This window comes from Citrobacter amalonaticus Y19 (assembly GCF_000981805.1).
Taxonomy (GTDB): Bacteria; Pseudomonadota; Gammaproteobacteria; order Enterobacterales; family Enterobacteriaceae; genus Citrobacter_A; species Citrobacter_A amalonaticus_C.
Genome location: NZ_CP011132.1, coordinates 2,591,945 through 2,614,154 on the forward strand (window position 1 = coordinate 2,591,945; position 22,210 = coordinate 2,614,154).

Here is a 22,210-nt window from a genome sequence, read left to right on the forward strand (position 1 = left end):
CCTCAGTTAAACAAGCCAAACGAAAACAGATAACCGATGGCCACCGCCAGAGGCGCGGTAATCATCCGTGATAACAAGAACGAGGGAACACCGAGACGAATGGTCTTCTCTTTCGCCTCCTGCATGGACAGCCCAACGGGAATGAAATCGGCCCCCACCTGGACGTTAATCGCGAACAGCGCCGGCAGCGCCATCAGAGGCGAAACCACCCCGCTACCGATGAGCGTTCCCACCAGCACGCCAACGACCTGTGCAATCGCCGCGCCGGGAGCCAGAATGGGCGAAATAAATGGCAGGCCGCAGATAATCGCAATCACAAACAGCCCGGTTAACGATCCGGCAAGCGGCGACAACGCATTCCCGGTCCACTGGCCAATCGCGGTTTCCTGAACCAGCGCGATCAGCACCGAGATAAAGGCCATAAAGGGGATCACGTTTTTAATACACAACTCGACCGATTCACGCGCCGAGGCGTAGAGAAGGCTGACAAAGTTACCGATCCCCGTCGCGAAACTCGTCATCAACTCCAGTGCGGTGTTGGTCGCTGAACCGCGCGGTTTTACCTGCCCGGTATCGCGAGCCACAGCACTGGCATTGCCTGCCGGGAGAGGCTCACTGAACTCGACGTTTTCATCATCGTTTACCGGTTGATTAATGGTCTCAATCAGCGAAAGCGAGTCAAGGCTGACATCCGAGATGTAGATATCCTCGGTGATATATTTCGCCAGCGGCCCCATCGCACCGGTAGGCAGCACGTTGATTGTCTTGATTCTTTTCTGTGGATAGATGCCACAGCGAAGTGAACCGCCACAGTTGATCACCACACAGAGGATTTTCTTATCATCCGGCATGGCATCAAAACCGTTAACCACGGTCATCTCCAGCATCTCACCCAGTTTTTTCGCGACCGGATCAATGGTTTTCCCGGTTAACGACAGAATCACCATGCGGGGATCGCGATATAAATACATGTCATCGCCAATCCCTGAATGACCTTTTTTAATCAGTACAGTTTTCATTGGTTTTCCTCATTATTTTCAATGGGCCAATCAATTCATTTACGGATGGAGAACAATGACTGTTTACGTGTAATGAACCATAGGCTATTGGCTTTTCAGCCCCGTCAAATACCACCGTCACATGGCCTAACTCGCATAAATTTTGCCATGCAGCCTCCCCCCAGCAGGTTATATTCCAGGTGTGATTATTCATCTGCAGAACATAATCCATTGTTTTTTGTAATGGGGTCACATCACAAACAATATTCTTAATAACCAGCACGTAGTCGAGATAATCTTCCGGAGCGCGGTCATTAAAGGTAATCAACATGCCATTAAGCAGTCCCTCTTCCACTTTTCTTCCAGCCTTTACGACGTCAGCCGAAAATAGTACTTTCATTGTTTTCCCTTATTCCTGATTAAGTTCGCGTTTCTCCAGCCGGGTGAAGATATATTCCGTAAGAAAACCACGGATAAAGCCGAGTAGAATACCCGCGGCGATATAGCGCAAAGCCAGGTCGGCAACCGGCAGGTCGAGTCGGGTCAGACCGGCGGCGACGCCCAGCCAGATAAATAGCTCCGAGGGTACAATGTGTGGGAACAGAGACGTCAGTGGGTGTACGGTACTACCCAGCGCATCCTGATAAGCGGGTTTACAGCGTTCTGGCAAAAATTTACCCATCGTCAGCGCACCCGGACTGCTTAGGAAGAACCAGGCAAAACTGGGCAAAATTCCATAGGTTAATATTTTTGATTTCCCCATCAGGGTGGCGACTTTTTCCATTCGCTGTTGGCCAATTAATTTCATAATAAAATTAACGGTCAAAATTAAGGTTATCAGCATCGGAATGGTACTGACGATCATCCCGGAGAATATCTTACCTGCGCTCTGGAAAAGATGGATAAAGCCTTCTGCAATTTCAACTATCATAGTTAACTCCCAACGTGTAGGTATAAGTATATTCATCCGTCAGAAGTGAACTGACAGACGAAGGCAGCCAACGCTTTTTTCTTTAACACTTCAGATGATTTTATTTATTAATTTTTAGTTCTCCTGCCAGTAAGGGCTCTTAAATATCGCGGTTTGGTAACAGGAAAGTTAACGGTAAATGGCTGAACAAACAGTGAGCACCTTCACAGAGTTATAATTATTCATTTAATTTTGTATTTTTATACATTAAAAGCAAAACTACTCAGACATGACTTTCGTGGCAATGGGAAAGGTGAATTCAGGACGTAAAAAAGGGAGGCTAAGCCTCCCTTTTGTGTGGTATGTAAACCCGCTAATTACTCGTCAGCATCGTCTGCGACATCATCATCGGTTTCCGCTTCCGGGGCGATATCATCATCCCCTTCCGCCGCGCTACCGTCGATAGAGTCGAGGTCTTCGTCATCTACCGGTTCAGCCACACGCTGCAGACCCACCACGTTTTCATCTTCCGCGGTACGGATGAGGATCACGCCCTGAGTGTTACGCCCTACCACGCTGATTTCCGACACACGAGTACGCACCAGCGTACCGGCATCGGTGATCATCATGATCTGGTCGCAGTCATCGACCTGCACCGCGCCAACAACGGAACCGTTGCGCTCGGTCACTTTGATAGAGATAACGCCCTGTGTCGCACGGGACTTGGTCGGATACTCTTCCGCCGCCGTACGCTTACCGTAACCGTTTTGCGTCACGGTGAGGATCGCGCCTTCGCCGCGTGGGATAATCAGGGAGACGACTTTGTCTTCGCCCGCCAGTTTGATACCCCGGACGCCGGTCGCGGTACGACCCATCGCACGGACCGCGTTTTCTTTAAAGCGCACCACTTTGCCCGCCGCCGAGAACAGCATGACTTCGTCGGAACCGGAGGTCAGATCCACGCCAATCAGTTCGTCGCCGTCGTTCAGGTTGACCGCAATGATACCGGCAGAACGCGGACGGCTGAACTCGGTCAGCGCCGTTTTCTTCACCGTACCGCTGGCAGTCGCCATAAAGACGTTCACGCCCTCTTCGTACTCACGTACCGGCAGGATGGCGGTGATGCGTTCGTTGGCTTCCAGCGGCAGCAGGTTGACGATCGGACGACCACGCGCGCCACGGCTCGCTTCAGGTAACTGATACACCTTCATCCAGTACAGGCGACCACGGCTGGAGAAGCAGAGGATCGTGTCATGGGTGTTGGCCACCAGCAGGCGGTCAATAAAGTCTTCTTCTTTAATACGCGCAGCAGACTTGCCTTTCCCACCACGACGTTGTGCTTCGTAGTCGGTCAGCGGCTGATACTTCACGTAGCCCTGGTGAGACAGGGTGACAACCACATCTTCCTGGTTGATCAGATCTTCGATATTGATATCGGCGCTGTTGGCGGTGATTTCGGTACGACGCTGGTCGCCGAACTGATCGCGGATCAGTTCCAGCTCTTCGCGGATGACTTCCATCAGGCGGTCAGCGCTGCCCAGAATGTGCAGCAGTTCCGCAATCTGTTCCAGCAGTTCTTTGTATTCGTCGAGCAGTTTTTCGTGCTCAAGGCCGGTCAGTTTCTGCAAACGCAGATCCAGAATCGCCTGGGCCTGCTGTTCCGTCAGGTAGTACTGACCGTCACGCACGCCAAATTCAGGCTCCAGCCACTCCGGACGCGCGGCATCATCACCGGCACGTTCCAGCATCGCCGCCACGTTGCCCAGATCCCACGGACGCGCAATCAGCCCCGCTTTCGCTTCCGCCGGGGTCGGCGCGCGACGGATCAGTTCAATGATCGGGTCGATGTTCGCCAACGCAATCGCCAGCGCTTCAAGGATATGCGCACGATCGCGGGCTTTACGCAGTTCGAAAATGGTACGGCGGGTCACCACTTCACGACGGTGGCGCACAAACGCTGAAATAATGTCTTTCAGGTTCATGATCTTCGGCTGACCATGGTGCAGTGCCACCATGTTGATACCGAAAGAGACCTGCAGTTGGGTCTGGGAGTAGAGGTTGTTCAGTACCACTTCACCGACCGCGTCGCGTTTAACTTCAATCACGATGCGCATACCGTCTTTATCAGACTCATCACGCAGCGCGCTGATGCCTTCAACGCGTTTGTCTTTTACCAGTTCCGCAATTTTCTCGATCAGGCGCGCTTTGTTCACCTGATACGGGATTTCATGAACAATGATGGTTTCACGACCGGTTTTCGCGTCAGCTTCCACTTCCGCGCGGGCGCGAATGTACACTTTGCCGCGACCGGTACGGTAGGCTTCTTCAATGCCGCGACGACCGTTGATAATCGCCGCCGTCGGGAAGTCCGGACCCGGGATGTATTCCATCAGCCCTTCAATGCTGATGTCTTCATCGTCGATATAGGCCAGACAACCGTTGACTACTTCAGTCAGGTTGTGCGGGGGAATGTTAGTCGCCATCCCAACCGCGATACCGGAGGAACCGTTCACTAACAGGTTAGGGATTTTGGTCGGCATAACGTCAGGGATTTTTTCCGTGCCGTCATAGTTGTCGACAAAATCAACCGTCTCTTTTTCCAGATCGGCCATCAACTCATGGGCAATCTTCGCCAGACGGATTTCCGTATAACGCATTGCCGCCGCAGAGTCGCCATCGATGGAACCGAAGTTCCCCTGGCCATCCACCAGCATATAACGCAGCGAGAACGGCTGAGCCATACGAACAATGGTGTCATATACCGCAGAGTCGCCGTGCGGGTGGTATTTACCGATGACGTCGCCAACGACACGGGCCGATTTTTTGTAGGCTTTGTTCCAGTCATTGCCCAATACGTTCATGGCGTAAAGTACGCGACGGTGTACCGGCTTCAGGCCATCTCGGACATCCGGCAGCGCACGGCCAACAATGACCGACATCGCATAATCCAGATAAGAGTTCTTCAGCTCTTCCTCAATGTTGACCGGTGTAATTTCTCTCGCAAGGTCGCTCATCTAACCGCTATCCCTCTACTGTATCCCGGATTCAAAGGTCGCAAATTATAACACATCCGCACCGATTGAGGTAAACCAATAAGCTTTATTCACCCGCGCGGACTGATATACTCCTGTAACAAGCCATAGAAGGAGTAAAAGCCCCGATGAATGCCGTAAAACCACCGGTAAACCACAACGTTGACCACGAAGAAATTGCCAAGTTTGAAGCAGTCGCGTCTCGCTGGTGGGATCTGGAAGGCGAATTTAAACCGTTGCATCGCATTAACCCACTGCGACTGGGTTACATTGCTGAACGCGCAGGCGGCCTGTTTGGTAAAAAGGTGCTTGATGTGGGCTGCGGCGGCGGCATTCTGGCAGAGAGTATGGCCCGTGAAGGTGCCACGGTGACCGGTCTGGATATGGGCTCTGAGCCTTTGCAGGTCGCCAAACTGCATGCGCTGGAAAGTGGCATTCAGGTGGAGTACGTGCAGGAAACCGTAGAAGAACACGCGGCGAAACATGCCCATCAGTATGACGTAGTGACCTGCATGGAAATGCTGGAGCATGTGCCCGATCCGCAATCGGTGGTCAGAGCCTGTGCCCAACTGGTCAAACCCGGCGGCGAGGTGTTCTTCTCAACCCTTAACCGCAATGGCAAATCCTGGCTGATGGCCGTTGTCGGCGCGGAATATATTTTGCGCATGGTGCCGAAAGGCACGCATGATGTTAAAAAATTTATTAAGCCTGCGGAGCTGTTAGGCTGGGTGGATCAGACGGTATTACAGGAGCGCCATATCACCGGATTGCATTTCAACCCTATCACCAACACCTTCAAGCTTGGTCCCGGCGTTGATGTGAACTATATGGTGCACACCACGGCGAAGGCGGAATAATCCACTTGCCAGATGGCGCTACGCTTATCAGGTCTACGGAAATATGCCCTGTAGGCCGGATAAGACGTTTACGTCGCCATCCGGCATCTCTCGCCCGTCTCCAGGTTACAAAATTTGCGCCAGGTCATAAGAAGATTCTATACCTTCGTTGAAGAAATCAGCACTCGATCAAATTATCTATTTTTTTTATAAATTATTGACATCCCCGCCAGGCCTTATAAGACGCGCACTTAGCCTTTCTTACCCTTTTGCAACCTCAATTTAACCTCAAAATCAACTCTTGTGCTGAAAAGAATCCCTACTAGAATACTCACCATATAGCGTTTACTTTAACACTCAACCCCTACATATAGTATTTATCCACAGAGTTAGTCACAAGGTGGCATTGTGGATAATGTAGGGGATATTTTTTCTTTCACGGACAGGTAAAAAACCACATGAATCAGAGTCTGCTGGTGACAAAGCGTGATGGTAGTACAGAGCGCATCAATCTCGACAAAATCCATCGGGTTCTGGATTGGGCGGCAGAAGGACTGAATAACGTATCGATTTCTCAGGTCGAACTGCGCTCCCACATCCAGTTTTATGACGGTATCAAGACCTCCGATATTCATGAAACCATCATTAAAGCGGCAGCGGATCTAATCTCTCGCGAAGCGCCGGATTATCAGTACCTGGCGGCGCGCCTGGCGATTTTCCATCTGCGTAAAAAAGCCTACGGCGAGTTCGAACCGCCGAAACTGTTTGACCATGTGGTGAAAATGGTTGAAATGGGCAAATACGACAATCATCTGCTGGAAGACTACACGGAAGAAGAGTTCAAGCAGATGGACTCGTTCATCGTACACGACCGTGATATGACCTTCTCCTACGCCGCCGTTAAGCAGCTGGAAGGGAAATATCTGGTACAGAACCGTGTCACCGGTGAGATCTACGAAAGCGCCCAGTTCCTCTATATTCTGGTGGCGGCTTGCCTGTTCTCTAACTACCCGCGTGAAACCCGTCTGGAATACGTAAAACGTTTTTATGACGCGGTGTCGACGTTCAAAATTTCTCTGCCGACGCCGATTATGTCCGGCGTTCGTACCCCGACGCGCCAGTTCAGCTCCTGTGTGCTGATCGAGTGCGGCGACAGCCTGGACTCGATCAACGCCACCTCCAGCGCGATTGTAAAATATGTCTCCCAACGCGCCGGTATCGGCATCAACGCCGGTCGTATCCGTGCGCTGGGTAGCCCGATCCGTGGCGGCGAAGCGTTCCACACCGGCTGTATCCCGTTCTACAAACACTTCCAGACCGCCGTGAAATCCTGCTCTCAGGGCGGCGTACGCGGCGGTGCTGCCACGCTGTTCTACCCGATGTGGCATCTGGAAGTGGAAAGCCTGCTGGTGCTGAAAAACAACCGTGGCGTCGAAGGCAACCGCGTTCGTCACATGGATTACGGCGTACAAATCAACAAGCTGATGTACACCCGACTGCTGAAAGGCGGTGACATTACACTCTTCAGCCCGTCCGATGTTCCGGGGCTGTATGACGCTTTCTTCGCCGATCAGGATGAATTCGAACGCCTGTACGTGAAATACGAGCAAGACGACAGCATCCGCAAACAGCGTGTCAAAGCCGTTGAACTGTTCTCGCTGATGATGCAGGAACGCGCCTCTACGGGTCGTATCTACATTCAGAACGTTGACCACTGCAACACCCACAGCCCGTTCGATCCGCAGGTCGCGCCGGTACGCCAGTCCAACCTGTGCCTGGAAATCGCCCTGCCCACCAAACCGCTGATGGATGTGAACGACGAAAACGGTGAAATAGCCCTGTGTACGCTCTCCGCATTCAACCTCGGGGCGATCAACAGCCTCGAGGAACTGGAAGAGCTGGCGGTGCTGGCCGTTCGCGCCCTCGATGCGCTGTTAGATTATCAGGACTACCCGATCCCGGCGGCCAAACGCGGGGCGATGGGTCGTCGTACGCTGGGTATTGGCGTGATTAACTTTGCTTACTGGCTGGCGAAAAACGGTAAGCGTTACTCCGACGGCAGCGCCAACAACCTGACGCACAAGACGTTTGAAGCCATTCAGTACTATTTACTGAAGGCCTCTAACGAACTGGCTATCGAACAAGGCGCCTGCCCGTGGTTTAACGAAACCACCTACGCGCAGGGCATTCTGCCGATCGACACCTACAAGAAAGATCTGGATGCCATCACCAACGAACCGCTGCATCATGACTGGGAAGCGCTTCGTGAGTCCATCAAGACCTTTGGTCTGCGTAACTCAACGCTCTCTGCCCTGATGCCGTCCGAGACCTCTTCGCAGATCTCGAACGCCACTAACGGTATTGAACCGCCGCGCGGCTACGTCAGCATTAAAGCGTCGAAAGACGGTATTCTGCGTCAGGTCGTGCCAGACTACGAGCACCTGGGCAACGCCTATGAACTGCTGTGGGAAATGCCGGGTAACGACGGCTATCTGCAACTGGTTGGTATCATGCAGAAATTTATCGATCAGTCGATTTCGGCCAACACCAACTACGATCCGTCACGCTTCCCGTCAGGAAAAGTGCCGATGCAGCAGTTGCTGAAAGACCTGCTCACCGCCTATAAGTTCGGGGTCAAAACGCTGTATTATCAGAACACCCGCGACGGCGCGGAAGATGCCCAGGACGATCTGGTGCCCTCCATTCAGGATGATGGCTGCGAAAGCGGCGCATGTAAGATCTGATATTGTAATGCCGGATGGCGGCGTAAACGCCTTATCCGGCCTACAAATGCATCGTGTTGTAGGCCGGATAAGCATTGCGCCATCCGGCAGTAAACTCCAAACAGGACACATTCATGGCATACACCACTTTTTCACAGACGAAAAATGACCAGCTTCTGGAACCGATGTTTTTTGGTCAGCCGGTTAACGTGGCCCGCTACGATCAGCAAAAATATGACATCTTCGAAAAGCTGATCGAAAAACAACTCTCGTTCTTCTGGCGCCCTGAAGAGGTTGACGTTTCCCGCGACCGCATCGACTACCAGGCACTGCCGGAGCATGAAAAACACATTTTTATCAGCAACCTGAAGTACCAGACGCTGCTGGACTCTATCCAGGGACGTAGCCCAAACGTGGCGCTGTTGCCGCTGATCTCCATTCCGGAACTGGAAACCTGGGTCGAAACCTGGGCCTTCTCCGAGACCATTCACTCGCGCTCTTACACCCATATTATCCGCAATATCGTTAACGATCCGGCCATCGTGTTTGATGACATCGTCACCAACGAGCAGATCCAGAAACGCGCGGAAGGGATTTCCAGCTATTACGATGAGCTGATCGAGATGACCAGCTACTGGCATCTGCTGGGCGAAGGGACGCACACCGTGAACGGCAAAACCGTCACCGTGAACCTGCGCGTGCTGAAGAAAAAACTGTATCTGTGCCTGATGAGCGTCAACGCGCTGGAAGCGATTCGCTTCTACGTCAGCTTCGCCTGCTCATTCGCTTTCGCTGAACGCGAACTGATGGAAGGCAACGCCAAAATCATTCGCCTGATTGCCCGTGACGAAGCGCTGCACCTGACCGGCACTCAGCACATGCTGAACCTGCTGCGCAGCGGCGTTGACGATCCGGAAATGGCGGAAATTGCTGAAGAGTGTAAGCAGGAGTGCTATGACCTGTTTGTACAGGCGGCCTTACAGGAAAAAGAGTGGGCAGACTACCTGTTCCGCGACGGTTCGATGATCGGCCTGAACAAAGACATTCTTTGCCAGTATGTCGAATACATCACCAACATTCGTATGCAAGCGGTCGGTCTGGATCTGCCGTTCCAGACCCGTTCAAACCCGATTCCGTGGATCAACACCTGGCTGGTGTCCGATAACGTTCAGGTGGCCCCGCAGGAAGTGGAAGTAAGCTCTTATCTGGTCGGGCAGATCGACTCCGAAGTCGATACTGACGATCTGAGCAATTTCCAGCTCTGATGGGACGCGTCACACTGCGCATCACTGGCACACAGTTGCTGTGCCAGGATGAACATCCTTCCCTGCTCGCCGCGCTTGAGTCGCACAACGTTGACGTGGAATACCAGTGTCGCGAAGGCTATTGCGGCTCATGCCGCACCCGGCTGATTGCCGGTCAGGTCGACTGGATCGCCGAGCCTTTAGCGTTCATTCAGCCAGGCGAAATTTTGCCCTGCTGTTGCAGGGCAAAAGGCGACATCGAAATTGAGATGTAACGCGCGTTACAGCGCGTAATAATAGGCTTTCACCTGTTCCCAGTCCGCTCTCGGGATGGGACTCAGGTACTTCTCAAGCTGGGAGAAGTCATGCTGTGCCGCTTTATGGCGACGCAAACGACGGCGGCTTTTTTCCAGATCTAAGAACCCGGCTTCTACCGTCCCTTCCGTTTTCACATAGATATGACGTACGTAGCAGCAGCCGTGCTGACGATTCACGCTATGCATCTTTTTAAAAGCCAGCGCGACCGCTTTCAGCATCGCGTCGCGCACCTCATCAGGATAGGGCGTCAGTGCATGCTGTTTATACCACTCCTCGATGCTCACAAAGCCTTTCATATCTTCGGTGATCAGTAGCGCACGCCACTCACCGTCAATTTTTGTCGCTTTGCCATAGACAATTTTCGGCACGATAACGCCCGCGCGGGCCAGTTCGTTGATCACCTCGATTTCGCGCACAATCGTCGGACGCCCGAAGGGATAGCGTACCGAGTGAAACAGGTGTTGAGTCATCCGTTTCACATACAGTCTCTTTCCGTCACGTTCGATGCATTGCACACCGCTCATCCCTTTGCGTCGATAATTCGGTTCTTCAACCCAATCGCCTTCCGTTGCCCACCAGTGATTAAACTCTTCCTGCACCATTTCGGCCTCATCCGTTACAATAACGACATAAACTATTCAGACTATTAATATAAATCGTCTACTTAAGGATTTCTTAAGATATTTATGTTCGGGTCCGGATTTCTTGATCTGGTGCGCGCTTTTTACGTCTTATCGTGAAAATGAGACAAAAAAAACTGCACCTTACTCAGCGGTCGCCCGATTTTGGGGTGCAGTGGAGAGATAACGCGATTTTACTCTTTACGTAAGAACATCACCGCTTTGTCGGGGAAGTCGGTGAACAGCCCGTCCACACCCGCCTGGTTGTACAGGATGTCATACAGTTGATTCACATCCGTCGTGTAGTCCGGCAACTGATCGGCGCGCACCGTATAAGGATGAACCGTCATCTTATTCTGATGGGCGTCCTGCACCATGCCCGTCAGAATGATATTGCCTTTCTTCGACGTCTCATCAATCAGCATGTGGTAGTCCGGCCCAATGCCGTCCGCATACTCCGCCACCTGCTTCATCGCCCCGGGTTTAAACATCCAGTCGTAGTTGTAATTAACCCAACTGCCGTCCGGCTGCTTCTCCTGGGTTTCATTCCAGTCGCTGTACGCGATCAGCTGTACCAGGTTCAGGTCCATCCCCATTTTGGGTTCCAGCTCATTTCTGATGCGCTTGAGTTCCGCCACATCAAAACTTTGCAAATAGACCTTGTCCTGCTTGTCGCTGTAACCGTACTTTTTCAGCACTTCCAGCGTTTTAGCCGCGATGTCCTTCCCTTCCTGATGATGGAACCACGGCGCTTTGATCTCCGGATAGATACCAATGTTCTTGCCGGTGGAATGGTTCAACCCCTGAATAAACTCGATCTCTTCGGCAAAGGTATGTACGCGGAAATCTGATTTACCCATCGGGAAGCGGCCAGGATAGGTCTGTACCTTCTTGCCGTTTTCCAGATCAAACCCTTCGGTAAACTTCAGGGATTTGATTTCGTCCAGGGTAAAGTCGATGGCGTAGTAGCGACCGTCTTTGCGCGCCCGATCGGGGAAACGCTCAGCGACATCAGTCACGCGATCCAGGTAATGGTCATGCAGAACGACCAGTTGGTCGTCTTTGGTCATCACCAGATCCTGCTCCAGATAATCTGCCCCCTGCGCATAGGCCATCGCTTTCGCAGGCAGCGTATGTTCCGGCAGATATCCACTCGCGCCACGGTGGGCAATCACCACTTTATCCGTGGTGCTGGCCGCCAGCGCATGACTTCCCATTACCGCGCCCGCCATTATCAGCGTCAGACTCAGTTTTTTCAGTGCGGTCTTCATTCACTTAGCCCCCGTTGCGTTTCAGTTGCATCTCAGCGTGGTGGCGTTTCTCGCCGATCATCACCACAATCAGCAGGACAACGGCCAGAATGCTGCCGCCAATCATCACCATGAAGCCGCCGTCCCAGCCGAAGAAGTCCACGGTGTAGCCGACGATGGCGCTGGCTGCCACGGAACCGCCGAGGTAACCAAACAGGCCGGTAAAGCCGGCTGCCGTCCCTGCGGCTTTTTTCGGCGCCAGTTCCAGCGCGTGCAGACCAATCAACATGACCGGACCGTAAATCAGGAAGCCGATCACAATCATACAAATCATATCGACGGTCGGGTTACCAGCCGGGTTCATCCAGTAAACGATAGTGGCAATAGTCACCAGCGTCATAAAGAACACGCCGGTCGCCCCACGGTTGCCACGGAACACTTTGTCCGACATCCAGCCGCACAGCAGCGTCCCTGGGATCCCTGCGTATTCATAGAAGAAGTAGGCCCAGGAGGATTTATCCAGCGCAAAGTGCTTCACTTCTTTCAGATAGGTCGGAGACCAGTCGAGAATGCCATAGCGCAGCAGATAAACGAACACGTTCGCGATAGCGATGTACCACAGCAATTTGTTCGGCAGGATGTACTGCATGAAGATCTGCTTCGCCGTCAGTTCTTCTTCCGCTTTTTCGTTGTAATCATCCGGGTAGTCGTTTTTGTACTCTTCGATTGGCGGCAGGCCGCAGGATTGCGGGGTATCACGCATCAGCGCGAAAGCGAAAATCGCCACCAGAATGGCGCCGAACGCTGGCATATACAGCGCCGCTTTCCAGTCGTTAAACCAGGCCATCCCGAGCAGGAACAGTAGCGGAGGGATCCCGCCACCGACGTTATGCGCACAGTTCCAGACGGAGACGATCCCGCCACGCTCTTTCTGCGACCACCAGTGCACCATGGTACGTCCGCACGGCGGCCACCCCATTCCCTGGAACCATCCGCAGAGGAACAGCAGCACAAACATCACGGCGATGCTCGATGTCGCCCACGGCACAAAGCCCATGAACAGCATCACCGCCGCCGCCAGAATCAGACCGGCTGGCAGGAAAACGCGCGGATTCGAGCGATCCGAAACCGACCCCATGATGAATTTCGAAAACCCGTAGGCAATAGAGATCCCCGAAAGGGCAAAACCTAAATCTCCCCGCGAAAAGCCCTGCTCCACCAGGTAAGGCATCGCGAGGGCAAAGTTCTTGCGTACCAGATAGTACGCGGCATAGCCAAAAAATATCCCCAGGAATATCTGCCAGCGAAGACGTCGGTAAGTCGGATCGATCTCCGCATCAGGCAAGCGAGCTTTGTGCGCCGCTGGTTTAAAAATACTCAACATAATGTAGCCTCCGTGGCCCGTCTTTTAGTCATGGTAAACATCGCAGGTGGTTCGAACGACCCCCGCCGATTCCCGCGTGGCGGCGATGTTAGGTAAAGATACATGTCGTTAATGTGAATTACAGCACATATTGTTACAGATTTATGACAAATGTTCAGAAAGGCGCACGAAATCACGTTTCATTTTCGAATCATGAGCGAATATGCGCGAAATCAAACAAACCATGTTTTTTATGTGGCTAAATGATAAAAAACGAACTGTGAGGGAAAACAATGAAAACTCGCGACTCGCAAACAAGTGACGTGATTATCATTGGGGGAGGTGCCACTGGCGCAGGGATTGCCCGTGACTGCGCGCTACGCGGTCTGCGTGTCATCTTAGTCGAACGTCACGACATTGCGACCGGTGCGACCGGCCGTAACCATGGACTGCTGCACAGCGGTGCGCGCTATGCCGTGACCGACGCGGAATCTGCCCGTGAATGCATCAGCGAAAACCAAATTCTCAAACGTATCGCCCGCCACTGCGTTGAGCCAACGGACGGTCTGTTTATTACCCTGCCTGAGGATGAACTTTCCTTTCAGGCCACCTTTATTCGCGCCTGCGAAGAGGCGGGTATTCGTGCTGAAGCAATCGATCCGCAACAGGCGCGGATCATTGAGCCGTCGGTGAATCCGCAACTAATTGGCGCGGTTAAAGTGCCGGACGGTACCGTTGACCCGTTCCGGCTGACCGCGGCCAACATGCTCGATGCGAAAGAGCACGGCGCCATTATCCTGACCGCCCACGAAGTGACTGGACTTATCCGCGAAGGCACGACCGTCAGCGGCGTCCATGTGCGTAACCACCTGAATGGCGAAACGCAAACCCTGCATGCACCGGTGGTGGTTAACGCCGCCGGGATCTGGGGACAGCGGATCGCGGAATATGCTGATTTGAGCATCCGTATGTTCCCGGCGAAAGGATCGCTGCTGATTATGGACCATCGCATCAATCAGCACGTCATAAACCGCTGCCGTAAGCCATCTGACGCCGATATTCTGGTGCCTGGCGATACGATTTCGCTGATTGGCACGACCTCAACCCACATTGATTACAACGATATCGACAGCAACAGAGTGACTGCTGATGAAGTCGATATCCTGCTGCGCGAAGGTGAAAAGCTGGCGCCGATTATGGCGAAAACCCGCATTCTGCGCGCCTACTCCGGCGTGCGCCCGCTGGTGGCGAGTGACGACGATCCCAGTGGTCGTAACGTCAGCCGCGGCATTGTGCTGTTCGATCACGCGAAACGTGACGGACTGGACGGGTTTATCACCATTACCGGCGGCAAACTGATGACCTACCGCCTGATGGCGGAATGGGCCACCGATGCGGTCTGCCGTAAGCTTGGCAACACGCGCCCTTGCATCACCGCAGACACGCCGCTGCCGGGTTCACAAGAGCCGACAGAAAGCACATTGAAGCGCGTGATCTCCCTGCCTGCCCCACTGCGAGGCTCCGCAGTGTATCGCCACGGCGATCGTACGCCGGCGTGGCTGAGTCATGGCCGCCAGCACCGCAGTCTGGTCTGTGAATGCGAAGCCGTCACCGCGGGTGAAGTGCAGTACGCCGTCGAAAATTTAAACGTTAACAGCCTGCTGGATCTCCGTCGTCGCACCCGCGTGGGGATGGGCACCTGTCAGGGTGAACTCTGCGCCTGCCGCGCGGCCGGATTGCTGCAACGCTTTAACATCACCACCGCTGCACAATCCATCACCCAGCTATCGGATTTCCTCAACGAGCGCTGGAAAGGCGTGCAACCAATCGCCTGGGGCGATGCGCTGCGCGAAAGCGAATTTACCCGCTGGGTGTACCAGGGATTATGTGGTCTGGAAAAGGAGCCGCGCGATGAGATTTGATACAGTCATTATGGGCGGCGGTCTCGCCGGACTCTTGTGCGGTCTACAGTTGCAAAAGAGCGGCTTACGTTGCGCGGTGGTCACCCGTGGACAGAGCGCGCTGCACTTCTCTTCCGGCTCGCTGGATCTGCTCAGCACGCTGCCGGATGGGCAACCGGTGAGTGATATCACTGCGGGCCTGAACGCCCTGCGCGAACAGGCTCCTGCACATCCTTACGCAACACTCGGCGCACAGCAGGTGCTGACACTCGCAGAGCAAGCGCAGGCGCTGCTGAACGCATCCGGTGCGCATTTACAGGGCGAGGTTCAGGCGTCGCATCAGCGCGTCACCCCGCTAGGGACGCTGCGTTCGACCTGGCTTAGTTCACCGGAAGTCCCTGTCTGGCCGCTGGACGCTAAACGTATCTGCGTAGTGGGCATTAGCGGCTTGCTCGATTTCCAGGCACACCTGGCTGCCGCCTCTCTCAGTCAACGCGACCTGGAGGTCGACACCGCAGAGATTGATCTGCCGGAACTGGACATTTTGCGCGACAACGCCACCGAATTTCGGGCGGTGAACATTGCCCGTTTTCTGGATAACGAAGACAAGTGGCCACTACTGTATGACGCGTTATTGCCGATAGCCAAAACGTGCGAAATGATCATCATGCCCGCCTGCTTTGGCCTGGCGGATGACAGTCTCTGGCGCTGGCTCAACGAGCGCCTGCCCTGCTCGCTCAGGTTACTGCCAACGTTGCCGCCGTCGGTGCTGGGGATCCGACTGCATAACCAGTTGCAGCGTCAGTTCGTCCGCCAGGGCGGGATCTGGATGCCCGGCGATGAAGTGAAGAAAGTCACCTGTAAAAATGGCGTGGTGAGCGAAATCTGGACGCGCAATCACGCGGACATCCCCCTGCGCCCACGCTTTGCCGTGCTCGCCAGCGGGAGTTTCTTTAGTAGCGGCCTGCTCGCCGAGCGTGAAGGTATCCGCGAGCCGATTCTGGGGCTGGATGTTCAGCAAGCGGCGACCCGCGCCGACTGGTATCAACGTGATTTCTTTGATGCGCAACCCTGGCAGCAGTTTGGCGTCACCACCGATGAGACGCTGCGCCCGTCGCTGGCGGGACAAACCGTAGACAATCTGTATGCCATTGGCTCTGTTCTCGGCGGATTCGACCCGATTGCCCAAGGATGCGGAGGCGGCGTCTGTGCAGTTACCGCATTACATGCCGCCCATCACATTGCAGCACGTGCAGGAGGTGAGCAATGAGCGATACCCGTTTTGAAAGTTGCATCAAATGCACGGTGTGCACCACCGCATGTCCGGTCAGCCGTGTTAACCCAGGCTATCCGGGCCCTAAACAGGCCGGTCCCGACGGTGAGCGCCTGCGCCTGAAAGATGGCGCGCTGTATGACGACGCGCTGAAATATTGCATTAACTGCAAACGCTGCGAAGTGGCCTGCCCATCTGACGTGAAAATCGGCGACATTATTCAACGCGCACGCGCCAAATATGACACCTCGCGCCCGTCGCTGCGTAACTTCATCTTAAGCCATACCGATCTGATGGGCAGCGTCTCCACGCCGTTCGCGCCGGTGGTTAATACAGCGACCTCACTGAAACCGGTGCGCCAGTTGCTCGATTATGCGCTGAAAATCGATCATCGTCGTACATTGCCGAAATACTCTTTTGGCACCTTCCGCCGCTGGTATCGCAGCGTGGCGGCCCAGCAGGCGCAGTACACCGATCAGGTTGCCTTCTTCCACGGTTGCTTTGTGAATTACAACCACCCACAGCTCGGCAAAGATTTGATCACCGTGCTGAACGCGATGGGCACGGGTGTCCAGTTGTTGAGTAAAGAGAAGTGCTGCGGTGTACCGCTGATTGCCAATGGGTTTACCGATAAAGCGCGTAAACAGGCGGTGACCAACGTCGAATCGCTACGTGAAGCGATTGCCGTAAAAGGGATCCCGGTGATTGCCACCTCTTCAACCTGTACCTTTGCACTGCGTGATGAGTACCCGGAAGTCCTGGACGTCGACAACAGCGGTCTGCGGGAACATATTGAACTGGCGACCCGCTGGCTGTGGCGAAAACTGGATGAAGGAAAAACGCTGCCGCTGAAAACACTGCCGTTGAAAGTGGTCTACCACACCCCGTGCCATATGGAAAAAATGGGCTGGACGCTGTACACCCTTGAACTGCTGCGCCGCATTCCGGGGCTGGAACTCACTGTGCTGGACTCCCAGTGCTGCGGGATTGCCGGCACCTACGGCTTTAAAAAGGAGAACTACCCCACCTCGCAAGCCATCGGCACGCCACTGTTTAAACAGATTGAAGAGAGCGGTGCGGATATCGTGGTTACCGACTGCGAGACCTGCAAATGGCAAATCGAGATGTCCACCAGCAAACGTTGTGAGCATCCGATCACCCTGCTGGCGAAAGCCTTAAGTTAAGCGTGTAGCCCGGTGGCGCAATGTCACCGGGCGTTTTTGCGTTTAGCCTTCCACAAAATTGAATACGTTACCGTCATCTGTATTTATCTCCCACACCTCTTCGCAAAGCCTGAATTTCGCACATGCAGCCCTTAATATAACGCCGTATCGTCACGTCACTGGATTCTTTGGTGACGGACAACCATGGCGAAATCAACGACGTCAACACCCCACGATGCCGTGTTTAAAAAGATGATGACACATCCTGACGTCGCGGAGGATTTTCTTAAGATTCATCTTCCTGAATCACTATGCAAACTCTGCGATTTAACCACGCTCAAACTGGAATCCACCACCTTCATTGAAGACAACCTGAGAACCTACTATTCCGATGTTTTGTGGTCGCTGAAAACACGCGAGGGAGAGGGTTACATTTATTGCGTTATCGAACATCAGAGTACCTCCGTGCCACACATGGCATTTCGTTTGATGCGTTATGCCACTGCCGCTATGCAACACCATCTTGATAGCGGAAATAAAACCCTGCCGCTGGTGATCCCGATACTGTTTTATCATGGCGAACAAAGCCCATACCCTTTTTCACTAAACTGGCTGGACGAATTTGACGACCCACAACTGGCGCGGCGACTCTACACGGAAGCCTTTCCGCTGGTCGATATCACGGTCATCTCTGACGACGAAATCATGCAGCATAAGCGCATAGCCCTGCTGGAACTGATGCAAAAGCATATCCGCGATCGTGATTTGATGGGGCTGGTTGACCGACTGGTTTCGCTTTTAATAACCGGTACCGCTAATGACAGCCAGTTGCATACGCTGTTTAATTACCTGGTGCAGTACGGCGAGGCGTCCCGCTTCAGCGACTTTATCCGTGACGTCGCCAGACGTGTTCCCCATCACAAGGAGAGATTGATGACGATTGCAGAAAGGCTTCGGCAGGAAGGCCACCACACGGGGCTGCAGAAAGGACTACAAAAGGGTCTACAGGAAGGATTACAAAAAGGTACCCGGGAAGAGGCATTACGTATCGCGCGAATGATGCTGAAAAGCGGGATCGAACGCGACAAGGTAGTCGCGATTACCGGGTTGTCATTCGACGATGTCATGGCAAACAGCCCTAAAGCCTGACAGATAGCCCGGTGGCGGAGTGCCACCGGGCTATGAGTTTAGTAACTCTTTTTCAGTTTCTGCGTCGCCTGACCGGGCTTAAACATCGCCAGCCGCTGGTCCAGTGCGTCGGTATACAGCATGGTATCGACGCCGACGGCAACAAAGTTCGCGCCCCACTCCAGACATTTCTGCGCCATAAGCGGATCGACGGCGAGAAAACCCGCCGCTTTTCCAGCCGCACGAATGCGCTGGATGCTCTCTTTGATAATCCGCTGTACCTCCGGGTGTCCGCTGTTGTCCGGATACCCCAAAGACGCCGAAAGATCGGCAGGACCAATAAACACACCGTCAATACCGTCCACGTCCAGGATCGCATCCAGATTTTCCAGCGCGGCTTTACTTTCGACCTGCACCAGCAGGCAGAGTGACGCATTGGCCTGCGCCATATAGTTGTCAATCCGTCCCCAGCGCGCCGCCCGCGCCACGCTGGCCCCAACGCCGCGCTCGCCCTCGGGCGGGTAACGGGTGGCGGCAACCACCTGCCGCGCCTGTTCTGCGCTATCAACCATCGGAATCAACAGCGTCTGTGCGCCGATATCCAGAACCTGTTTGATCAGCGCCTTAGTGCCTTCTACCGGGCGGATCACCGGCTGGCTGGCATAGGGAGCCATCGCCTGCAACTGATGATAGAGATCCTGCACCGTGTTCGGCGCGTGTTCGCCGTCAATCAGCAGCCAGTCATAACCCGACGTCGCGGCAATTTCCGCCATGTAAGAGGTCGTCGAACTCAGCCACAGTCCAATTTGTACTTCCCCTTTGCGGAGCGCGTCCTTAAAAGGGTTTGCTAACAATGCGTTCATAATGATCCTTACAACGTGGATAAAATTATTGATGCGCAGCACCCGGTTGCGACGCGGGGCGGTTCACGCTCAGCGTGAAGATAATCAACGAGCCGATAATCGCGACGCCCGCCAGCGTCAACAATCCTGCGGCATCGCTGGCAAACATCGTTTCCGCCTTAACGCGCAGGATTGGCGCAATAAACCCGCCCACCGCGCCAAACAGGTTCACGAAACCGATCCCCGCCGCCAGCGCCGTGCCGGAAAGCAACTGGGTCGGCATTGTCCAGAACACCGGTTGTACGGCGATGAAACCAACAGCCGCCACGCAAAGCGCCAGAATCGCCACCACCGGAGACGCCAGACCGGATACACCAATGCCAATCCCCGCCGCCAGCAGCGTCAGCGCGGCGACATTACGGCGTTCGCCAGTGCGGTCGGAGTAGCGAGGGATAAGCCAGGTCCCGAACAGTGCGGCAACCCACGGAATGGCAGTCACCACCGACGCCGTGAAGCCCACTTTGGTTCCCAGCAGCGCCGCAACCTGAGTCGGCAGGAAGAAAATCAGTCCGTATACCGCCACCTGAATCGTCAGGTAGATAATCGCCAGTTGCCAGACGCGCCCGTTACGCAGGGCATCCGAGAGTTTTGACGTGGTTTTCTTCTCTTCTTCGCTCGCCAGTTGGCTAATAAGCGCCGCTTTCTCTTCTGCGCTCAGGAAACGCGCCTGTTGTGGGGTGTCATCCAGCCAGAAGAAGGTGAAGACCCCGGCGCCGACCGCCAGTAAACCTTCGATAACGAACATCCAGAACCAGCCGGGATGGCCCATAAAGCCGTGCATCTCCAGCAGGGCGCCGGACAGCGGCGATCCCAGCGTCAGCGCCAGCGGCGCCCCCATGTAAAATAGCCCCATAATGCTGGCGCGGTTACGCTGCGGGAACCATTGCGAGGTGAGATAGATCATGCCAGGGAAGAAACCGGCTTCTGCCGCCCCCAGCAGGGTACGTATAATCAGGAATTTCGCCTCGGTATCCGCCCACGCCATCGCGGCGGAGAGGAATCCCCACAGTAGCGTCGTGGTGCCAATCCAGGTTCTGGCCCCCAGTTTGCGCATCAGCAGGTTAGCGGGCACACCGAGAAAGGCGTAGACCACAAAGAAGATCCCCGCGCCAAGCGCGTAGGCCTCATTGCTCAGCCCGGTGTCAATCTGATAGGTCTCTTTGGCAAAACCAATGTTCGAACGGTCCAGAAACGCCAGTACATACAGTGCCAGCATGAACGGGATCAAACGTGCGCGGTTTTTCTTCACTACGCCGTCAAGAAGAGTGGTGCTCATAGCAAGATCCTCAAAGAAATGAGGGCGTTGCCGTCTCTGCGGCAACGCACAGGTCATTAGTGGCTATAAGGGCGTTTCAGGTTACAGTCGCGGTTAAGCTCGACGCCGAATCCCGGTTTATCCAGCACAGATTTATGAATGCGGCCCTTCACCGGAACCGGCTCATCAAGCAGAATCGGGTCAAACTGTGGACGCATCGTTGAGCAGTCCGGACTGGTCATCAGGAACTCACTGAACGGCGTGTTGGTGAAGGTAATCACCGCATGGTGCGAATAGACCGACGAGCCGTGCGGCACGACCAGTTGTCCGCGCGATTTCGCAATCGCAGCAATCTCGACCAGCGTGGTCAGGCCGCCACACCAGCCCACATCCGGCTGCATGATATCGATGCCGGTTTCCGCCAGCGTGCGGAAGGACTGCAGCGTGCCGTGGTGCTCGCCGCTGGTGACCATCATGCCTGCTGGCGCATTGCGCTTCAGTTCGCGATAGCCCTCGTACTGCTGCGGCGGTAAACATTCTTCGATCCACTTCAGGTTAGATGGCGCGCAGGCGTGGGCCAGTTTCGTGGCGTAATTCACGTCCTGACTCATCCAGCAGTCCAGCATCAGCCAGAAATCCGGGCCGCACTTCTCACGCATCTCCGCCACCATAGCGGCATCTTTGCGGATCCCCGCATCGCCATCGTGCGGTCCCCAGTGGGTCGGCATTTTGCCGCCAATGAAGCCCATCTCTTTTGCCAGATCCGGACGCGCCCCGGTGGCATAGAACTGAATTTCATCGCGCACCGCGCCGCCCAGCAGTTTGTAGACCGGCAGGCCCACCACCTTGCCAAACAGATCCCACAACGCCAAATCGACGCAGGAGATGGTGTTCATCACCAGACCGCCGGAACCCGAGTAATACAGCGTCGCGCCGAGCATCTGATCGTGAATGAGTTTGATATCGCTGACGCATTTCCCTTCGATAAAGCGGTTGAGATGTTTTTCAACGATAAAGCAGCCCATCTCCCCTGCCGTGGAGACCGCAAAGCCCGTCTGTCCGTTTTCGGCTTCGACTTCAACAATCAGCGTACCCAGCACGTTAATCCCAAAGGACTGACGCGACTGTTCGTACTCACGATATTTGCTCATCGGCGTGGCGATGTGATCGTCAATCCAGTGGTTAGCGCCCTGGTCATGATAATCACCGCCGCCTGCACCTTTTTCTGCCGTTGCTCCACCGGTAAACCAGGCGCGGACATGTTTAATTTTGGGTAGGGTCATGATGTTCTCCA

The 22,210-nt window shown here is 54.4% G+C and carries 18 protein-coding genes and 1 pseudogene; 8 read left to right on the top strand and 11 right to left on the bottom strand.

Features of this window, described 5'->3' with window-relative positions; all coding sequences use genetic code 11:
- Window positions 1-2: 2 nt before the first annotated feature.
- The 4 genes from F384_RS11950 to gyrA form a co-directional block, all read right to left on the bottom strand.
- A complete protein-coding gene (locus tag F384_RS11950) occupies window positions 3-1,019 on the bottom strand; it encodes a PTS glucitol/sorbitol transporter subunit IIB (RefSeq protein ID WP_046482689.1) in 1,017 nt (338 codons plus the stop codon).
- Window positions 1,000-1,398 (bottom strand): PTS glucitol/sorbitol transporter subunit IIA, encoded by a 399-nt coding sequence (locus F384_RS11955; protein ID WP_046482691.1) that lies wholly within the window; start codon window positions 1,396-1,398, stop codon window positions 1,000-1,002. The genes F384_RS11950 and F384_RS11955 overlap by 20 nt, the downstream gene beginning before the upstream one ends.
- Window positions 1,399-1,407: 9 nt before the next feature.
- Window positions 1,408-1,929 (bottom strand): PTS glucitol/sorbitol transporter subunit IIC, encoded by a 522-nt coding sequence (locus F384_RS11960; RefSeq protein WP_042317872.1) that lies wholly within the window; start codon window positions 1,927-1,929, stop codon window positions 1,408-1,410.
- 356 nt (window positions 1,930-2,285) lie between these two features.
- Window positions 2,286-4,922: a DNA topoisomerase (ATP-hydrolyzing) subunit A gene (gyrA, locus tag F384_RS11965; RefSeq protein ID WP_046482694.1), complete on the bottom strand. Its 2,637-nt coding sequence runs from the start codon at window positions 4,920-4,922 to the stop codon at window positions 2,286-2,288.
- Between the two features lie 146 nt (window positions 4,923-5,068).
- On the opposite strand from gyrA, the gene ubiG reads away from it, so the two are divergent.
- Together ubiG and nrdA are read left to right on the top strand one after the other, a co-directional pair.
- Window positions 5,069-5,797, top strand: a complete 729-nt coding sequence (gene ubiG / locus F384_RS11970; protein ID WP_046482696.1) for a bifunctional 2-polyprenyl-6-hydroxyphenol methylase/3-demethylubiquinol 3-O-methyltransferase UbiG — start codon at window positions 5,069-5,071, stop codon at window positions 5,795-5,797.
- A gap of 437 nt (window positions 5,798-6,234) precedes the next feature.
- Window positions 6,235-8,520, top strand: coding sequence for a class 1a ribonucleoside-diphosphate reductase subunit alpha (gene nrdA, locus F384_RS11975; protein WP_046482699.1), 2,286 nt, complete (start codon window positions 6,235-6,237; stop codon window positions 8,518-8,520).
- On the opposite strand, the pseudogene F384_RS30775 reads toward nrdA, so the two are convergent.
- A pseudogene (locus tag F384_RS30775) lies at window positions 8,521-8,613 on the bottom strand (hypothetical protein); the annotation flags it as partial.
- Window positions 8,614-8,633: 20 nt separating this feature from the next.
- Here F384_RS30775 and nrdB point away from each other — a divergent pair.
- Window positions 8,634-9,764, top strand: a complete 1,131-nt coding sequence (gene nrdB / locus F384_RS11980) for a class Ia ribonucleoside-diphosphate reductase subunit beta (RefSeq protein WP_046482700.1) — start codon at window positions 8,634-8,636, stop codon at window positions 9,762-9,764.
- Complete coding sequence (yfaE, locus tag F384_RS11985) at window positions 9,764-10,018, top strand: ferredoxin-like diferric-tyrosyl radical cofactor maintenance protein YfaE (RefSeq protein WP_046482703.1); 255 nt, start codon at window positions 9,764-9,766, stop codon at window positions 10,016-10,018. Before nrdB ends, yfaE begins: the two co-directional genes overlap by 1 nt.
- A 6-nt stretch (window positions 10,019-10,024) precedes the next feature.
- Here yfaE and inaA read toward each other — a convergent pair whose 3' ends face one another.
- From inaA to glpT, 3 genes are all read right to left on the bottom strand, one after another.
- A complete protein-coding gene (gene inaA, locus F384_RS11990; RefSeq protein WP_046482705.1) occupies window positions 10,025-10,663 on the bottom strand; it encodes a lipopolysaccharide kinase InaA in 639 nt (212 codons plus the stop codon).
- Between the two features lie 212 nt (window positions 10,664-10,875).
- Window positions 10,876-11,952: a glycerophosphodiester phosphodiesterase gene (gene glpQ / locus F384_RS11995; RefSeq protein ID WP_046482708.1), complete on the bottom strand. Its 1,077-nt coding sequence runs from the start codon at window positions 11,950-11,952 to the stop codon at window positions 10,876-10,878.
- A 4-nt stretch (window positions 11,953-11,956) separates the two neighbouring features.
- Window positions 11,957-13,315, bottom strand: a complete 1,359-nt coding sequence (glpT, locus tag F384_RS12000) for a glycerol-3-phosphate transporter (protein WP_046482710.1) — start codon at window positions 13,313-13,315, stop codon at window positions 11,957-11,959.
- Window positions 13,316-13,587: 272 nt separating this feature from the next.
- On the opposite strand from glpT, the gene glpA reads away from it, so the two are divergent.
- The 4 genes from glpA (at window position 13,588) to F384_RS12020 (ending at window position 18,780) form a co-directional block, all read left to right on the top strand.
- Window positions 13,588-15,216, top strand: a complete 1,629-nt coding sequence (gene glpA / locus F384_RS12005) for an anaerobic glycerol-3-phosphate dehydrogenase subunit A (RefSeq protein ID WP_046482712.1) — start codon at window positions 13,588-13,590, stop codon at window positions 15,214-15,216.
- Complete coding sequence (gene glpB / locus F384_RS12010; RefSeq protein ID WP_046482714.1) at window positions 15,206-16,465, top strand: glycerol-3-phosphate dehydrogenase subunit GlpB; 1,260 nt, start codon at window positions 15,206-15,208, stop codon at window positions 16,463-16,465. The genes glpA and glpB overlap by 11 nt, the downstream gene beginning before the upstream one ends.
- On the top strand, window positions 16,462-17,652 hold the full coding sequence (gene glpC, locus F384_RS12015) for an anaerobic glycerol-3-phosphate dehydrogenase subunit GlpC (protein WP_046482717.1): 1,191 nt from the start codon (window positions 16,462-16,464) through the stop codon (window positions 17,650-17,652). The genes glpB and glpC overlap by 4 nt, the downstream gene beginning before the upstream one ends.
- 183 nt (window positions 17,653-17,835) lie before the next feature.
- Entirely contained in the window at window positions 17,836-18,780 is a 945-nt protein-coding gene (locus F384_RS12020; protein WP_046482719.1) for an Rpn family recombination-promoting nuclease/putative transposase, read from the top strand.
- 38 nt (window positions 18,781-18,818) lie between these two features.
- Here F384_RS12020 and yfaU read toward each other — a convergent pair whose 3' ends face one another.
- Genes yfaU through rhmD form a run of 3 tightly spaced genes read right to left on the bottom strand, consistent with a single transcriptional unit; the run spans window position 18,819 to window position 22,199 of the window.
- Complete coding sequence (gene yfaU, locus F384_RS12025) at window positions 18,819-19,622, bottom strand: 2-keto-3-deoxy-L-rhamnonate aldolase (RefSeq protein WP_046482721.1); 804 nt, start codon at window positions 19,620-19,622, stop codon at window positions 18,819-18,821.
- Between the two features lie 25 nt (window positions 19,623-19,647).
- Window positions 19,648-20,937 carry an MFS transporter gene (locus F384_RS12030; RefSeq protein ID WP_046482724.1) on the bottom strand — a complete coding sequence of 430 codons (1,290 nt, stop codon included), beginning with the start codon at window positions 20,935-20,937 and terminating at the stop codon, window positions 19,648-19,650.
- Between the two features lie 56 nt (window positions 20,938-20,993).
- On the bottom strand, window positions 20,994-22,199 hold the full coding sequence (gene rhmD, locus F384_RS12035; protein WP_046498087.1) for an L-rhamnonate dehydratase: 1,206 nt from the start codon (window positions 22,197-22,199) through the stop codon (window positions 20,994-20,996).
- Between the last annotated feature and the right edge of the window lie 11 nt (window positions 22,200-22,210).

What these genes read in the sequence shown, in the direction of transcription:
- glpA (WP_046482712.1), top strand. Translation starts at nt 13,588, where the DNA reads ATGAAAACTCGCGACTCGCAAACAAGTGACGTGATTATCATTGGGGGA.
- F384_RS12020 (WP_046482719.1), top strand. Translation starts at nt 17,836, where the DNA reads ATGGCGAAATCAACGACGTCAACACCCCACGATGCCGTGTTTAAAAAG.
- glpC (WP_046482717.1), top strand. Translation starts at nt 16,462, where the DNA reads ATGAGCGATACCCGTTTTGAAAGTTGCATCAAATGCACGGTGTGCACC.
- F384_RS11950 (WP_046482689.1), bottom strand. Translation starts at nt 1,019, where the DNA reads ATGAAAACTGTACTGATTAAAAAAGGTCATTCAGGGATTGGCGATGAC.
- gyrA (WP_046482694.1), bottom strand. Translation starts at nt 4,922, where the DNA reads ATGAGCGACCTTGCGAGAGAAATTACACCGGTCAACATTGAGGAAGAG.
- nrdA (WP_046482699.1), top strand. Translation starts at nt 6,235, where the DNA reads ATGAATCAGAGTCTGCTGGTGACAAAGCGTGATGGTAGTACAGAGCGC.
- yfaU (WP_046482721.1), bottom strand. Translation starts at nt 19,622, where the DNA reads ATGAACGCATTGTTAGCAAACCCTTTTAAGGACGCGCTCCGCAAAGGG.
- F384_RS11960 (WP_042317872.1), bottom strand. Translation starts at nt 1,929, where the DNA reads ATGATAGTTGAAATTGCAGAAGGCTTTATCCATCTTTTCCAGAGCGCA.
- rhmD (WP_046498087.1), bottom strand. Translation starts at nt 22,199, where the DNA reads ATGACCCTACCCAAAATTAAACATGTCCGCGCCTGGTTTACCGGTGGA.
- F384_RS11955 (WP_046482691.1), bottom strand. Translation starts at nt 1,398, where the DNA reads ATGAAAGTACTATTTTCGGCTGACGTCGTAAAGGCTGGAAGAAAAGTG.
- nrdB (WP_046482700.1), top strand. Translation starts at nt 8,634, where the DNA reads ATGGCATACACCACTTTTTCACAGACGAAAAATGACCAGCTTCTGGAA.
- glpB (WP_046482714.1), top strand. Translation starts at nt 15,206, where the DNA reads ATGAGATTTGATACAGTCATTATGGGCGGCGGTCTCGCCGGACTCTTG.
- ubiG (WP_046482696.1), top strand. Translation starts at nt 5,069, where the DNA reads ATGAATGCCGTAAAACCACCGGTAAACCACAACGTTGACCACGAAGAA.
- yfaE (WP_046482703.1), top strand. Translation starts at nt 9,764, where the DNA reads ATGGGACGCGTCACACTGCGCATCACTGGCACACAGTTGCTGTGCCAG.
- glpT (WP_046482710.1), bottom strand. Translation starts at nt 13,315, where the DNA reads ATGTTGAGTATTTTTAAACCAGCGGCGCACAAAGCTCGCTTGCCTGAT.
- inaA (WP_046482705.1), bottom strand. Translation starts at nt 10,663, where the DNA reads ATGGTGCAGGAAGAGTTTAATCACTGGTGGGCAACGGAAGGCGATTGG.
- glpQ (WP_046482708.1), bottom strand. Translation starts at nt 11,952, where the DNA reads ATGAAGACCGCACTGAAAAAACTGAGTCTGACGCTGATAATGGCGGGC.
- F384_RS12030 (WP_046482724.1), bottom strand. Translation starts at nt 20,937, where the DNA reads ATGAGCACCACTCTTCTTGACGGCGTAGTGAAGAAAAACCGCGCACGT.